Origin of the sequence: Glycomyces harbinensis, from assembly GCF_900101745.1 — a bacterium.
Classification (GTDB): Bacteria; Actinomycetota; Actinomycetes; order Mycobacteriales; family Micromonosporaceae; genus Glycomyces; species Glycomyces harbinensis.
Genome location: NZ_FNAD01000016.1, coordinates 19669 through 33766, shown reverse-complemented (window position 1 = coordinate 33766; position 14098 = coordinate 19669). Strand labels below are relative to the sequence as shown.

The 14098-nt window shown below is 70.0% G+C and carries 13 protein-coding genes; 4 read left to right on the top strand and 9 right to left on the bottom strand.

Features of this window, described 5'->3' with window-relative positions; all coding sequences use genetic code 11:
- Positions 1-5: 5 nt before the first annotated feature.
- Positions 6-1208, top strand: coding sequence for a protein translocase subunit SecF (gene secF / locus BLQ63_RS21515; RefSeq protein WP_091039594.1), 1203 nt, complete (start codon positions 6-8; stop codon positions 1206-1208).
- An 84-nt stretch (positions 1209-1292) separates the two neighbouring features.
- Here secF and BLQ63_RS21510 read toward each other — a convergent pair whose 3' ends face one another.
- Positions 1293-1487, bottom strand: coding sequence for a hypothetical protein (locus BLQ63_RS21510; protein WP_091039593.1), 195 nt, complete (start codon positions 1485-1487; stop codon positions 1293-1295).
- Positions 1488-1638: 151 nt separating this feature from the next.
- Here BLQ63_RS21510 and BLQ63_RS21505 point away from each other — a divergent pair, with 151 nt between their 5' ends.
- On the top strand, positions 1639-2850 hold the full coding sequence (locus BLQ63_RS21505; protein WP_091039592.1) for an FAD-dependent oxidoreductase: 1212 nt from the start codon (positions 1639-1641) through the stop codon (positions 2848-2850).
- A 3-nt stretch (positions 2851-2853) separates the two neighbouring features.
- Here BLQ63_RS21505 and BLQ63_RS21500 read toward each other — a convergent pair whose 3' ends face one another.
- The 4 genes from BLQ63_RS21500 to BLQ63_RS21485 all read right to left on the bottom strand — a co-directional run bounded on the left by BLQ63_RS21500 (position 2854) and on the right by BLQ63_RS21485 (position 7332).
- Entirely contained in the window at positions 2854-3333 is a 480-nt protein-coding gene (locus BLQ63_RS21500) for a hypothetical protein (RefSeq protein ID WP_091039591.1), read from the bottom strand.
- 267 nt (positions 3334-3600) lie between these two features.
- Positions 3601-5973, bottom strand: coding sequence for a RelA/SpoT family protein (locus tag BLQ63_RS21495; RefSeq protein ID WP_218125406.1), 2373 nt, complete (start codon positions 5971-5973; stop codon positions 3601-3603).
- A 106-nt stretch (positions 5974-6079) separates the two neighbouring features.
- Entirely contained in the window at positions 6080-6976 is an 897-nt protein-coding gene (locus tag BLQ63_RS29695; RefSeq protein ID WP_091039590.1) for a peptidylprolyl isomerase, read from the bottom strand.
- Between the two features lie 32 nt (positions 6977-7008).
- Positions 7009-7332 carry a hypothetical protein gene (locus tag BLQ63_RS21485; RefSeq protein ID WP_091039589.1) on the bottom strand — a complete coding sequence of 108 codons (324 nt, stop codon included), beginning with the start codon at positions 7330-7332 and terminating at the stop codon, positions 7009-7011.
- A 162-nt stretch (positions 7333-7494) separates the two neighbouring features.
- Between BLQ63_RS21485 and BLQ63_RS21480 the strand changes: the two genes are divergently transcribed.
- Positions 7495-8169, top strand: coding sequence for an MBL fold metallo-hydrolase (locus BLQ63_RS21480; protein WP_091039588.1), 675 nt, complete (start codon positions 7495-7497; stop codon positions 8167-8169).
- 70 nt (positions 8170-8239) lie between these two features.
- Positions 8240-9562 carry a histidine--tRNA ligase gene (hisS, locus tag BLQ63_RS21475; protein WP_091039587.1) on the top strand — a complete coding sequence of 441 codons (1323 nt, stop codon included), beginning with the start codon at positions 8240-8242 and terminating at the stop codon, positions 9560-9562.
- 49 nt (positions 9563-9611) lie between these two features.
- Here hisS and BLQ63_RS21470 read toward each other — a convergent pair whose 3' ends face one another.
- The 4 genes from BLQ63_RS21470 to BLQ63_RS21455 all read right to left on the bottom strand — a co-directional run bounded on the left by BLQ63_RS21470 (position 9612) and on the right by BLQ63_RS21455 (position 14025).
- The gene (locus BLQ63_RS21470; protein WP_143015035.1) at positions 9612-10430 is read right to left on the bottom strand and encodes an RpnC/YadD family protein; all 819 of its coding nucleotides are present in this window, start codon (positions 10428-10430) and stop codon (positions 9612-9614) included.
- Positions 10431-10610: 180 nt separating this feature from the next.
- Complete coding sequence (locus BLQ63_RS21465) at positions 10611-11807, bottom strand: NAD(P)/FAD-dependent oxidoreductase (protein ID WP_091039585.1); 1197 nt, start codon at positions 11805-11807, stop codon at positions 10611-10613.
- A gap of 81 nt (positions 11808-11888) precedes the next feature.
- A complete protein-coding gene (locus BLQ63_RS21460) occupies positions 11889-12824 on the bottom strand; it encodes a sigma-70 family RNA polymerase sigma factor (protein WP_091039697.1) in 936 nt (311 codons plus the stop codon).
- A 10-nt stretch (positions 12825-12834) separates the two neighbouring features.
- Positions 12835-14025 (bottom strand): NAD(P)/FAD-dependent oxidoreductase, encoded by a 1191-nt coding sequence (locus tag BLQ63_RS21455; protein WP_091039584.1) that lies wholly within the window; start codon positions 14023-14025, stop codon positions 12835-12837.
- Between the last annotated feature and the right edge of the window lie 73 nt (positions 14026-14098).

The window sequence follows — 14098 nt, the reverse complement described above, 5'->3', positions numbered from 1 at the left end:
CGACAATGAGCACCAAGCAGACCGAGAAGCGTCCCGGTATCCTCAGCCAGCTCTATCGCGGTGAGACGAACTTCCAGTTCGTCGCCAACCGCCGGAAGTACTACCTGGCCTCGGCCCTCGTCATCGGCGCGCTCGCCGTGATCATGATCGTCAAGGGCTTCGTCCTCGGCATCGACTTCGCGGGCGGCATCCAATACAGCGTCCCCGCAGGCGACACCTCCGTGTCCCTGGAGGACGTCGAGGGTGCGGCAGAGGCAGCCGGGGCCGAAGTGGCCTCCGGCCAGGTCGCCGGTTCGGGCGACGGCAGGTCCTACATCGTCCGCGTCGGGGAGCTCGACACCGACCAGGCCGAGGCGGTCCGCGCCGCCATCGCCGACGAGGCGGGAATCGGGTCCGACTCGATCTCGGTTTCCGAGGTGTCGGCCACCTGGGGCGCGTCGGTCTCAGAACAGGCCCTGATCGCGCTGGTCGTCTTCCTGGTCCTGGTGGCGATCTTCATTTGGATCCGGTTCGAGCGGCGCATGGCCGTCGCCGCCATCGCGGCGCTCCTGCACGACCTGGTGCTGACCGCGGGCTTCTACTCGCTGGTCGGCTTCGAGATCACGCCCTCGACCATCGTCGGCATGCTGACCATCCTGGGCTACTCGCTCTACGACACCGTCGTGGTCTTCGACAAGGTCCAGGAGAACACCGCGCAGCTGCTCCAGACCCGCAGCAAGACCTTCGCGGAGGGCGTCAACGACGCGGTCAACCAGACGCTCATGCGCTCGATCAACACCACCATCATCGGCGTCCTGCCGGTCGCCGCGCTGCTGTTCGTCGGGGTGGGCGTCCTCGGCGTCGGTACGCTGAAGGACCTCGCATTGGTGCTGTTCGTCGGCATGATCGTCGGCACGTACTCCTCGATCTTCCTGGCTTCGCCGTGGCTGGTCGACATGGCCGAGCGCAGCGCGGTCTACCAGCGCCACAACCAGAAGATCGCCGCGAAGCGCGCGGGCGAGGACGGCACCGACAAGCCGGCCCGCAAGAACGCGCGGACCGCGTCGGACGACGATGACGAGGACGACGACCGCCTCGTGCTCGCCAAGACCGACGAGATCCCGCTGGAGCTCATCGACGAGCCCGCCCCGGCCAAGGCCGGCGCGGGTCCGCGCTCGGGCGGCTCGAACACGCGCTCGAGCAACGCCAAGAAGCGCAAGCGCCGCTAGGGCGCACCGACGGCACGCGAAACGGCGGGCGGATCCAATTCGGATCCGCCCGCCGTCGTCAGCTGGTGGCTCTTCGGGAGCCGGCTACCGGCCGCCCCGGCCGCCCTTGAACTTCCCGGCGGCGTCCTGTGCCTTGTCCTTCACGGAGTCGGCGATGTCGTTGAGCTTATCGCCGGCCGGAGACTCTTTCGCCTTGTTGTAGAGCCCTTCGGCCTTGTCCTTCATGTCCTCTGAGTTTTCCGAGAACTTGTCCTTGGCCTCGTTGAACTTGTCTGACATCCCCACGATGGAACCCCTCCTTGTGTGAGTCGATTTCACTATAGGGGCGGGTGGGGCGCCCCGGAGCGAAATCGACGTACAACCCCGGTCGAATCCCGAACGCTACCGGAGGATGACGCGGCGGGCGCCGATTGGCCAATACCGTCGCCTCATGACGAACACACCGCACCTCACCAGCGCGAATCCCGCCCGCACCGCGATCGTCGTCGGGGGCGGCGTGGCGGGTCCGGTCGCCGCGATGGCCCTGAGAAAAGCCGGCATCGAAGCCGTCGTGTACGAGCCGTACGCGCCCGGCACCGGCAACCGCGGCGGCCCGATCACGCTCGCGTCGAACGGGCAGAGCGCCCTGGCGCTCGTGGGCGCCGACAAGGCCGTCCAGGACGCCGGATGGGCCACGCCGCGCATGGTCATCCAGAGCGGCACCGGCAAGGTCCTCGCCTCGCTCGACGACCTGCCCGGGCTGCCGCCGCGCGTCACGCTGCCGCGCGGCGAGCTCGTGGGCGCACTCCAGCGCTCGGCCATGGAGCAGGGGATCGAATTCCGCTTCGGGAAGCGCTTCGCGGACGCGGTGGAGACCGGGCACAGCGTCATCGCCCAGTTCGACGACCACACCACCGCCGAGGCGGACGTGCTCATCGGCTGCGACGGCATCCGGTCGACGGTGCGCTCCCGGATCGACCCGGCGGCGCCGGGTCCCCGCTACACGGGCCTGATCGGCCTCGGCGGCTATGTGGACGGCGCCGGCGTGCCCGACTCCGGCGGCGCCTGGCACTTCATCTTCGGGCGCCGCGCCTTCTTCGGCTACATCGTCCACGGCGACCGCACCGGCTGGTTCGCGAACCTCCCGGTCAAGCGGCTCGACCGGGAAGCGGTGCGCGCCACCGAGTTCGACGAGTGGATGCGCCGGATGTGGGAGGCCTTCGCCGACGACGCCGGCCCCGCGCTCCAGGTGCTCGACCGCGTGACGCCCGAGTCGTTCGCGACGCCTTCGCCGCTGGAGGACGTCCCGCACGTCCCGGTCTGGTCGAAGGGCCGGATCGCGCTCATCGGCGACGCCGCGCACGCCACCTCGCCCTCGTCGGGCCAGGGCGCGAGCCTCGCGGCCGAGTCGGCGGTCGAACTGGCCCGGTGCCTGCGGGACCTCCCGGTGGGGGAGGCCTTCGCCGCCTACACGAGCCGGCGGCGCGGCCGGGTCGAGCGGGTCATCGCCGAGGCGGCGCGCACCAACCAGTCCAAGGCCGCGGGACCGATCGCTGCGCGCATCAGGGACGCGCTCATGCCGTTCTTCATGGAGCGCTTCGCGACTCCGGAGAAGTCCGCCTGGCAGTACGCCTACCGGATCGACTGGGAGGCGACGGTCTAGGGCCTAGCGGCCCACGGCGGCCGTGAGCTGCTCGATGAAGAGCTTCTCGCCCTCCGAGATGTCGACCTTCCTGCTGAAGAAGCCGGCCTCCTTCGAGCGGGCGGCCTTGGCGACCTCGGTGGCGATGCGCAGGAGCCAGTCGGCGTACGCGTCGGCGTCGGTCGCGTCGCCGCGCTCGCGCAGCAGTGCGAGGGCCTCTTCGGCCTGCTTCAGGGCGGCGGTCATGGCCACGTCGGTGAACGGCAGCTCGTGGTCGTTCTCGACGCCGGTCCCGCGGTCCTTCAGGGCGGTCGCGACGGCCTTCACGAAGGCGTTCTCGTGCCGCTGGGCCTCGCGGAACACCTTGGCGCCCGCGGTGACCTCCTTGAGGAACGCGAGCGCGTTCTTGGAGCCGTCGGCGACGATCGCGCCCTTGAGCACCACGCCGGGGGTTTCGATGATCCGGTCGCGCTCGTCCTCGGTGAATGCAGAGAGTTCCGTCAAGACTGGGCCTTCCATTGCGCTGGTGAACGACGGTCACACCATACTGCGACGCCCCCTCGCGCCGCGAACCCGGGCAAAACTCCGACCGAGGCACCCGAACGGGTGGATCCGGCCCCGAGATCGTCAGTCCACATGGGACGTTCGACGGATATCAGGAGGACGCGTTCGACAATCTCGCCCTGGCGTGGACGTACCACCCCGACGACGGACTGAACATGACCATCACCAGGACCGCTTGAGCACGGCCGCCCTCGCGGGCGGCCGTCGCTAGTTGGCGCGCTCGGCGCCCGTCAGGCGGTAGGCGTCGTACACGCCGTCGACCTTGCGGATGACCTTCATGATGTGGTCCAGGTGCTCCGGGTTCGCCATCTCGAAGGTGAAGCGGGACAAGGCGACCCGGTCGCGCGTCGTGGTGACCGTGGCCGACAGGATCGACACCCGCTCGCCCGACAGCACCTGCGTCACGTCCGCGAGCAGGCGGTGGCGGTCGAGCGCCTCGACCTGCACCGTGGCCACGAACGTCGCCTGGTCGTCCTCGTGGGACCAGTGCACCTCCAGCACCCGGTCGGGCTGGAGCTCGATGCGCTCCTCGGCGTTCTCGCAGTCCCTGCGGTGCACCGAGATCACGTGGTAGCGCGTCGCGAAGCCGATGATCGAGTCGCCCGGGATCGGGTTGCAGCAGTGCGCCAGGCGCACCGGCATCTCGCCCTCTTCCATCCCCGCCACGGTGACCGCGGCGTGGATGTCGCCGTGCGCCTCGGGGACGATCCGCGCCGGCTGGGTCGGGGCGGTGGCCTCGGCCATGTCCTCGGTGGCGCCCTCGGCGCCGCCCTGGACCTCCAGGAGCCGCTGCACGACCGACCCCGGCGTGATGTGGTGCTCGCCCAGGGCCGCGTACAGCGCCTCGACGTCCTTGAGGTTCATGTCCTTCGCGAGCGAGGTCAGATTGTCGTGCGTGAGCATCCGCTGCATCGGCAGGCGCCGCTTGCGCATCGCCCGCGTCAGCTCGTCCTTGCCCAGCTCGATGGCCTCTTCGCGGCGCTCGCGCTTGAAGTGCTGCTTGATCTTGGTGCGGGCGCGCGGGCTCTTGACGAACCCGAGCCAGTCCTCGCTCGGCGTCGCGTTCTCGGAGTTCGACGTGAAGACCTCGACGACGTCGCCGTTCGACAGCGTCGACTCCAGCGGCACGATCTTGCCGTTGACCTGCGCGCCGATGCATCGCTTGCCGACCTCGGTGTGGACGGCGTAGGCGAAGTCCACGGGGGTCGAGCCCGCCGGGAGGGCGATCACGTCGCCCTTGGGCGTGAACACGTACGCCTCGGAGGAGGCCAGGTCGAACCGGAGCGCGTCGAGGAACTCCGACGGGTCGGCGGCCTCGCGCTGCCAGTCCAGGAGCTGGCGCAGCCACGCCATGTCGTCGATGTGCGCCGGGGGACCGGCCACCGTCGAGTTCTTGGTCTCCTTGTACTTCCAGTGTGCGGCGATGCCGTACTCGGCGGTGCGGTGCATCGCCCACGTGCGGATCTGCATCTCGACGGGCTTGCCGTTCGGGCCGATCACCGTGGTGTGCAGCGACTGGTACATGTTGAACTTGGGCATCGCGATGTAGTCCTTGAAGCGGCCCGGCACCGGCTGCCAGTTCGCGTGGATCACACCGAGGGCCGCGTAGCAGTCCCGCTCGTTCTCGACCAGGATGCGCAGGCCCACCAGGTCGTAGATGTCGTTGAAGTCGCGCCCGCGCACGATCATCTTCTGGTAGATCGAGTACAGGTGCTTCGGGCGCCCGGAGACCTCGGCGCGAGTGCGCGCCTCCTTCAGGTGGTCCTTGACCTGCGCGACGACCTGCTGGAGCAGCATCTCCCGCTGCGGGGAGTGCTCCGAGACCAGGCGCGCGATCTCCGCGTAGCGCTTCTTGTAGAGCGTGGCGAAGGACAGGTCCTCCAGCTCCCACTTGATGGTGTTCATGCCCAGGCGGTGGGCCAGGGGAGCGAGGATCTCGAGCGTCTCGCGGGCCTTCTGCTCCTGCTTCTCGGGCGGCAGGAACGTCAGGGTCCGCATGTTGTGCAGCCGGTCGGCGAGCTTGATGACCAGGACGCGCGGGTCCTTCGCCATCGCCACGACCATCTTGCGGATGGTCTCGGCCTTCGCCGCGTCGCCGAGCTTGACCTTGTCGAGCTTGGTGACGCCGTCGACCAGGAGCGCGACCTCGCCGCCGAACTCGGCCGAGAGCTCGTCGAGCTCGTAGTCGGTGTCCTCGACCGTGTCGTGCAGCAGCGCGGCCACGAGCGTGTTCGTGTCCATGCCCAGCTCGGCCAGGATCGAGGCCACCGCGAGCGGGTGCGTGATGTACGGGTCGCCGGACTTGCGGAACTGACCGGTGTGCAGCTCCTCGGCCCGCGTGTACGCCTGCTGGAGCAGCCGCACGTCGGCGCGCGGGTGGGCGGCCCGGTGGGCGGCCACGAGCGGTTCCAGGACCTCCGGAAGGGTCGAGGACTGCCAGGGCGCGTTGAAGCGCGCCAGCCGGGCACGCATGCGCCGGCCCGTCGGGGGCCCCGTGGGGCCGCCCGAGGTCGGCGCGGCGTCGGCGGACTTGCCCGCCGCGGCTCGCTCGGTCACCACGCACGCCTCCTCGGTGTACACACGGCTCTACAGCTTCTCAAAAGCTCAACAAAGCTTCGAACCCAATCCTAGCCGGGCGGCGCTGTCCGGTTCGCCACTGATTGGTGCGACGGCGCACACCTTCGCGCTACATCGCTCCTGCGGCGGCGACCTGCTCGACGATGTCGAGGCCGGAGGTCACCTGCCCCAGGATGGTGTAGTCGGCCGGGAGCGTCGTGTCCTGGTAGACGATGAACAGCTGGCTGCCGGTGGTGCCGGGGCCCGCGTTCGCCATCGCGAGGGTCCCCGCCGGGTAGTTGGCCTCGGCCTCGACCGGGAGGTTCTCCTCCTCGAACGAGTAGCCGGGCGAGCCCGCGCCGGCCATCTCGGGGGTGCCGGCCTCGATCGCGGCGCGCGCGTCGGGGTCACCGCACTGGAGGACCCAGATGCCGTCGGTGGTGAGCCGGTGGCACTGCTGGTCGTCGAAGTACCCCTGCATCGCGAGGAACGTGAACGAACCGGCCGTGCACGGGGCGTCGGCGGTTTCGATGTCGGCGGTGATCGCGCCCAGGTTGGTCACGACCGTCATCTCCTGCTTCCCGGCCGCGGGCTGCAGCGACAGCGGGGTCTCGGAGACCCCGTCGGCGGACGTGAACATGCACGACTCGGAGGCCGAGGCGTCCGGGGTGCTCAACTGGACGCACTCGAGGTAGACGTCCTGGGCGGGGCGCCCGTCCGTCAGGCCCTCGGTGGGGGTGCCGAGCGCGCCCTCGCCGCTGGGCTCGACGCCGTCGCAGCGGGTCGAGGCCTCCTCGGCGTCGTTCACCAGGGCGGACAGGTCGGGGTCGAGGCCGCCGGCCTGGTCGTCGTCGCCGCCGAACCACACGACCGCACCCCAGGAGAGGAGCGCGAGGGCGACCAGGACCGCGACGCCGCCGACGGCCCAGCCGACGGTGCGCTTGTGCTTCTCTTCCTCGGCCTTGGCGCTCATGCGCTGCTGCAGCTGCTGGCGGGCGGCCAGGCGCTGGGCTTGTTTCGACGCCACCGTCGGATCTCCTTCGCGCGGTTCTTAGGGGTTTACTCGGTCTCGGACTCGGACGGGGTCTCGCTGGACTCCGCGGTGGGGGTCTCGGTCGACTCGGCCGTGGCCGACTCGGTGCTCTCGACGGTGGGGGCGTCGGTCACCTCGGAGGTGGGGGTCTCCTCGGCCGCGGGCTCCTCGTCTGCGAAGAACCCCGACTGCAACAGATACGCCAGGGTCAGCACGGCGGCGATGGCGAGCAGGCCGCCGAGCGCCTGAAGCCGGCGCCGACGGCGCAGTCTACCCGCGAGCCGCGCGTTCTTCTTCGCGTTCGCGATGCGCTGCTTGCGCTGCTCCATGTGCTTGGACTTGGCGGGCACCTGGCCTCCTACTTATGACCGGTCTCGGTGTCGCATGCGAGTCGTAACGCTGTTCGACTCGATACGGGGGGTACGAGTTCCGCAGTCTAACCGGGCGAAGTCAGACGCATCACCGCAGGATGCCCGGTGTATCCTGGGCCCGCGACGGAGGAGGGGGAGCGGGTGCTCATCGAGACGCTGGTGGCGGATGCGTTCGGCACGAACTGCTACGTGCTGTCCGCGGGCCCCGGCTCCGAGTGCGTCGTCGTCGACCCCGGCATCGGCATCGCACCCCGCCTGGACGACCTGCTCGCCGACCGCGGCCTCAAACCCGTCGCCGTCGTCCTCACCCACGGGCACCTCGACCACACCTTCTCGGTCGCCCCCGTCTGCGGCGCCAACGACGTGCCCGCCTACATCCACACCGACGACGCCCACCTGCTCGCCGACCCCTCGCAGGGCTTCAGCGCGAACATGATGTCGCTCCTGGGCACCGGCCTCGACTGGACCGAACCCGACGACGTGCAGCCCCTCGCCGACGGCGGCGTCATCGAACTCGCCGGGATGCGCTTCACCGTCGACCACGCCCCCGGCCACACCGCCGGCTCGGCCATGTTCCACACCGCCGACGCGGACGCGGCCTACACCGTCACCGGCGACGTCCTCTTCCGCGGCGCGATCGGGCGCACCGACCTGCCCGGCGGCTCCGACGCCGCCATGCAGGACACCCTGCGGCGCAAGGTCCTCCCGCTCGACGACGCCACCGTCGTGCTGCCCGGCCACGGGCCCGGCACCACCATCGCGGCCGAGCGCGCCCGCAACCCGTACCTGAAGCGGGCGGCGGCCGGCGGCCATTAACCGCGCCCGCACGCCCCCGCACGCTTTCGCTCCGTCACTTCAGCAACCCGATCGAATCCAGGAGACACCCATGTCACGACCACAGCCGCTCTCGGGCTTCCCCGAACTGCTGCCCCGGCAGCGGATCGTCGAGCAGCAGGTCGTCGAACACCTCGGCCGCGTCTTCGAACTGCACGGCTTCGCGAACATCCAGACCCGCGCGATCGAACCGCTCGACCAGCTCCTGAGCAAGGGCGAGACCTCCAAGGAGGTGTACGTGCTGCGCCGCCTCCAGGCCGACGCCGACGGCGGCGACGCCGGCCTCGGCCTGCACTTCGACCTGACCGTGCCCTTCGCCCGCTACGTGCTGGAGAACTCCGGGAAGCTCAACTTCCCGTTCCGCCGCTACCAGATCCAGCCGTGCTGGCGCGGCGAGCGCCCCCAGGAGGGCCGCTACCGCGAGTTCTGGCAGGCCGACATCGACGTCATCGACCAGGGCGAGCTGCCCGCGCACTACGAGGTCGAGGTCGCCCTCGTCATCGCCGACGCGCTCCGCGGCCTGCCGATCCCGCCGGTGCGGATGCACGTCAACAACCGCAAGCTCTCCCAGGGCTTCTACCAGGGCGTCGGCATCGAGGACACCGAAGCGGCCCTGCGGATCATCGACAAGCTCGACAAGATCGGCCCCGACGCGGTCGCCAAGCTGCTCGTCGACGAGGTGAAGGCGAGCCCCGAGCAGGCCGAGGCCTGCCTCAACCTCGCCTCGATCAGCGCCTCGGACACCTCCTTCGTCGGCGACATCCGCGCCCTCGGCGTCACGAACGACCTCCTCGAAGAGGGATTGACCGAACTCGCCGCCGTCGTGGAGGCCGCCAACGAGGCCGCGCCGGGCTTCGTCGTCGCGGACATGAAGATCGCCCGCGGCCTCGACTACTACACCGGCACGGTCTACGAGACGGTCATGGAGGGCTACGAGAGCCTCGGCTCGATTTGCTCGGGCGGCCGCTACGACAAGCTCGCCTCGGACGGCAAGAACACCTACCCGGGCGTGGGCCTGTCGATCGGCATCTCGCGGATCCTGGTGCCGCTGCTCCAGGCCGGGAAGCTCGACGCGACCCGCGAGGTGCCCACGTGCGTGCTCGTCGCCGTCGCGAACGAGGACGAGCGCTCCAACGCGAACGCGCTGGCCCAGCGCCTGCGTCGCCGGGGCGTCCCGACGCAGGTCTCGCCCTCGGCGGCCAAGTTCGGCAAGCAGATCAAGTTCGCCGACAAGCGCGGCATCCCGTTCGTGCTGTTCGCGAACGAGGAGGGCACCCAGATCAAGGACATCCGCTCGGGCGACCAGGAGACCATCGACGTCGACCAGTGGGACCCCCCGGTCCAGGACCTGTACGCGCGCATCGTCACCGGATAGCACGAAGGCGGGCGCCCATCGGGCGCCCGCCTTCGCATTATTCGGGACCTCAGTCGAGGATGTCCTCCACCGTCGGCACCGTGACCGCCCGTTTCGCCCAGGCCCTGAGCTGAGTGATGTCCTGGCAGTCTTCGATGCGGCGGCGCTGGTTCTCGCTGATCCGCAGGCCACGAGCCTCGACGACGTCGAGCAGCGTTTCGGCGATACCGCGTGCTTCTCCACGCGCTTCACCTCGTGCTTCTCCACGCGCTTCGCGGTCGGCGAGGAGCTTGCTTTGGTACGGGTACGTCTCGTTCTGCATCAGGGCCTCCAGGATGGTGCGGGATCGCTCGCCGAGCTGTCCCAACATGTACTCAGTGTATCGTTTGGCCACTTCTACCGGGCGCGGCGCGAGTTCCGCCTCCGCGGCGGTGAGGAGTTGCTCGATGTCTTCCGCGTGTTCGTGGATCAGGGTGCCGAGCACCATGCGCTCGGCGAGTTCGCCCGTCCCCGAAGGCTCGGTGAGCTTCGGATAGTTGGCCGGGCTGAGCACCTGCATTCGGAAGTCGCTTCCGGGCTGCCCGGTCTCGATCGGCTCGGTCGCCCATGCGGCGACTGAGGGCTTCGGGCAGATCACGATCAGCAGCACCGGTGCTTGGATCCGATGGCGGATGTTCGCCTGGTAAGCGGGCCAGGAGAACCGCTTGTCCTTGTCCTTTCCCCGCTGGACTTCGATGATGATGCCGAGCCGGTTCTCGTCGCCTCCGCGACAGACGACCACGTTGTCGGCGTTCAGGTCGCGCACTTCGACATCGGTTGCCGATTCGGAATAGGGGAGTATTTCGTCGTGAACGGGGAGCGGAAGATCGAGGATCTCTGCGAGTTCCACGGCGAACTGCGGCCGAGCTCGGCAGAGCTTCAGCGGGGTGTCGTGTATGTGAGTAGTCACCGGAACGACGCTACGAACCGCCTGCGACAAGCCAAGGCCCCGTAACGGATCGGGCTGTTCTCGTAAGCGATGAACGTCACGCCCGCCGCATCCGCGGCGGGCGTGCGGTCCTTTGGTCTGTCAGGCGTGCGCTTGGACGGTCGAGCCTTTCGGCTTGTCCGAGGCGGCGATCGCGCGGCGGCGGACCGGCAGGCCGAACAGCGGGTTGGCCACGCCCCAGGCCGCGCCCTTGCAGATTAGCTCCTTGTAGATCGCGGCCTTGCGGCCCCGCATCATGCCGTTCTTGGCCCGGTCGTCGGGCGTCACGAGCTGGATCAGGCCCTCCTTGCGGCCCAGGCTGACGCACTGCTGGTTGTACTTCAGCGGCGCGTTCTTGGCCTTGCCCCCGGTGAGGCGGGCGGCGATGGTGTCGGCCGCCTGCCAGGCCGTCGGGATGCCCGAGGCGCACGACATGCGCAGCGGTTCTCCGGCGTCGCTGATCGCGAACGCCGCGTCGCCGACGACGTACACCTCGGGATGCGAGACCGAGGCCATCTCCCGGTCCACCTTGATCCGACCGCTCGGCGTGGTCGCCAGCGTCGTGGCGGCGCTGATCGTGTGGACGGCGAAACCGGTGGTCCACACGGTCGCCGCGGACGGGATCGCGACGCCGTCGGCGGTGACGACGGCTCGGGACTCGACGCGGGCGACCTCGGTGTGCTCGTGGACGGTGATGCCCAGGCCCGCGAAGACCTTGCGCAGGTGGCGCTGCGCCTTGGGCGACACCCAGTCGCCGAGCCCGCGGCGGGCGATCAGCGCGACCTTCAGATCGGGCCGGGCCTCGGCGAACTCGGCGGCCGCCTCGATGCCGGTCAGGCCGCCGCCGACGACGGTGACCGTGGCGCCGGAGTCCAATCGGGCCAGGCGCTCGCGCAGACGCAGCGCCCCGGGGCGACTCGCGATCTCATGGGCGTGCTCGGCGGCGCCGGGGACGCCCTGGTCGTCGCTGCGGCTGCCGAGGGCGTAGACGAGGGTGTCGTAGGACAGCTCGTCCGCGCCGCCCGCGTCGATGACGGCGACGGTCTTGCGGTCGGCGTCGACGGCGGTGACCTTCGCGAGCCGCACCTCGACGCCGGTGCCCTTGAACATCTCGGCGAGCGGGCGGACCTTGAGGTCCTGGCCCGCGGCCACCTGATGCAACCGGATGCGCTCGACGAAGTCGGGCTCGGCGTTGACGAGGGTGATGTGGACGTCGTCGGTGCGGAGCCTCCTGGCGAGGCGCCCGGCCGCGAGGGCTCCGGTGTATCCGGCGCCGAGGACGATGATGCGATGCTTCATTTCCCTGCTCCTGTCTAGGTGGTTTCGCGTCTTGAACCGGATGGCGGCGCGAAACCTGACAGGAAGCTTCGGTGATGTGGGTCACCAGGAGGCGATGAGCGGTGCGTCGTGCTCCTGACCCGCCCAGACTCTGCTGAAGCGGTCGAGCCGGGCCCGGTCGGCGACGCCGTGCACGACCGAGACCAGGCCGTCGCGCATGCCGAACACGACCAGGCCCACCGCCGCGCCGTCGACCATCGCGACCATCGCGGGCGAGCCGTTGACGACCGCGGCGTGGATCGAGGGGACGCCGCCGGCGATCCGGTGCTTGGCCTCGGACGGGCGCATCGCGTGCCGGAAGGTGCCCGCGATCCGCTCGGGAGTCGGCAGCCGCATGAGTTTCGTGCCCAGGCCCGCGCCGTCCGAGACGCCCGTGGCGTCCTCGGTGAGCAGCGCGACGAGGCGGTCGGTGCGCCCGGAGGCGGCCGCGTCGAGGAAGGCCTCGACGATCCGGCGGGCCTCGGCGCCGTCGACTGCGTCGCCGCGCCCCTCGCTCGCGAGGTGGCGCCGAGCGCGGTGGAGGTGCTGCTGGCTGGCCGACTCGGTGATGTCGAGGATCTCGGCGATCTCGGTGTGGCTGTGGGTGAACGCCTCGCGCAGGACGTAGACGGCCCGCTCGGTCGGCGACAGCCGCTCCATGAGGGTGAGCACGGCCATCGACACCGATTCGCGCTGCTCGGCGGTGTCGGCGGGCCCGAGCATCGGGTCGCCGGCGAGCAGCGGCTCGGGCATCCAGGCGCCGACGGAGCGCTCGTGCCGGACCCGGGCCGATCGGAGCCGGTCCAGGCACAGGTTCGTGGTGATCTTGGTCAGCCACGCCTCCGGGACCTCGATCAGGTCCCGGTCGGCGGCCTGCCACCGCAGGAAGGCGTCCTGCACGGCGTCCTCGGCGTCGGCGGCCGAGCCGAGCAGACGGTAGGCCAGGGAGGCCAGCCGGACCCGGCTGGCCTCGAACCTGTCCACAGCGGTGCTGTCCATGAGCCCCAATTTAGGCCGCGATCGCCTCGCCCGCACGCTCGGCGGCGGTCGCCAGGCGGTGCCGGCGCTTCGGGATGCCGAAGGTCGGGTGGTGCACGGCCCAGAGCGACATCGAGAGGATGTCCGCCTTGACCCGCGCGGCCGTCCGGCCCTTCAGCGACCGGGGCTTCGCCTGCGCGTCGCCGTCGACCAGTTGGAAGATGGCGTCCTTGCGGCCGAGGCTGATGTGGTTGCCGATGTACGACAGCTTGGTGGTCTCGGCCTTGCGGCCCGTCAGGAGTCCGACGATCGAGCTGACGGCCTGCATGCTCGTGTATCCGGCCGAGCCGCAGGACATCGGCATCGGGCGGCCGTTGTCGCCGATGACGAAGACGCTGTCGCCCACGGCGTAGACGTTCGGGTGGGAGAGCGAGCGCATCTGGCGGTCGACGGCGATCCGGCCGCTTTCGGTGACCTCCAGCCCGGCGGCCGCGGCGATCGGGTGGGCGGTGAATCCGGCCGTCCACACGGTCGCGTCGGACTCGAAGACGGTGCCGTCGGCGGCGATCACACGGTTCGCCTCGACGCGTTCGATGTCGGTGTGCTCGTGGACGGTGACGCCGAGCCGGTCGAAGGCACCCTTCAGGTGGCGGCGGGCCCCGGGCGAGAGCCAGGCGCCCGGCTCGCGGTGCGCCACGAGCGAGAGCGAGAGGTCGGGCCGGGCCTCGGCGAACTCGGTGACGGTCTCGATGCCGGTCAGGCCCTCGCCGACGACCACGACCTCGGCCCCTTCGCTCAGGCCGTCCAGGCGCTCCTTGAGGCGCAGCGCCGCCGGGCGGCTGGTGACGTGGAAGGCGTGCTCGGCGACGCCGGGGACGCCCTGGTCGGCGACCGTGCTGCCGAGCGCGTAGACGAGGGTGTCGTAGGCGAGTTCGTCGTCGCCGTTCTCGTCGGTCACGGTCACGGCGTTGCGCCCGGGGTGGACGGCGGTGACCCGCGCCAGGCGGAGCCGCACCCCGGTGCCCGCGTAGACGTCGGCGAGTTCGGGGGCCTTGACCTCTCGGCCGACCGCGAGCTGGTGCAGGCGCATGCGCTGGACGAAGACCGGGGCGGCATTGACGACGGTGATCTCGAAGTCGTCGGGGTGGAGGCGGTGGGCCAGGATCCCGGCGGTGGTGGCCCCGGCGTATCCGGAGCCGAGGACGACGATGCGGTGCTTCATGGTGGTGCTCCCGTCTAGGAGGTCTTCACGAACTCCTGGTTCGTGTGCCCTCTGAACGGGGCGGCGCGCGGAT

Coding starts and splice junctions, on each gene's coding strand:
- secF (WP_091039594.1), top strand. CDS start 6: ATGAGCACCAAGCAGACCGAGAAGCGTCCCGGTATCCTCAGCCAGCTC.
- BLQ63_RS21510 (WP_091039593.1), bottom strand. CDS start 1,487: ATGTCAGACAAGTTCAACGAGGCCAAGGACAAGTTCTCGGAAAACTCA.
- BLQ63_RS21505 (WP_091039592.1), top strand. CDS start 1,639: ATGACGAACACACCGCACCTCACCAGCGCGAATCCCGCCCGCACCGCG.
- hisS (WP_091039587.1), top strand. CDS start 8,240: ATGTCACGACCACAGCCGCTCTCGGGCTTCCCCGAACTGCTGCCCCGG.
- BLQ63_RS21465 (WP_091039585.1), bottom strand. CDS start 11,807: ATGAAGCATCGCATCATCGTCCTCGGCGCCGGATACACCGGAGCCCTC.
- BLQ63_RS21460 (WP_091039697.1), bottom strand. CDS start 12,824: ATGGACAGCACCGCTGTGGACAGGTTCGAGGCCAGCCGGGTCCGGCTG.
- BLQ63_RS21455 (WP_091039584.1), bottom strand. CDS start 14,025: ATGAAGCACCGCATCGTCGTCCTCGGCTCCGGATACGCCGGGGCCACC.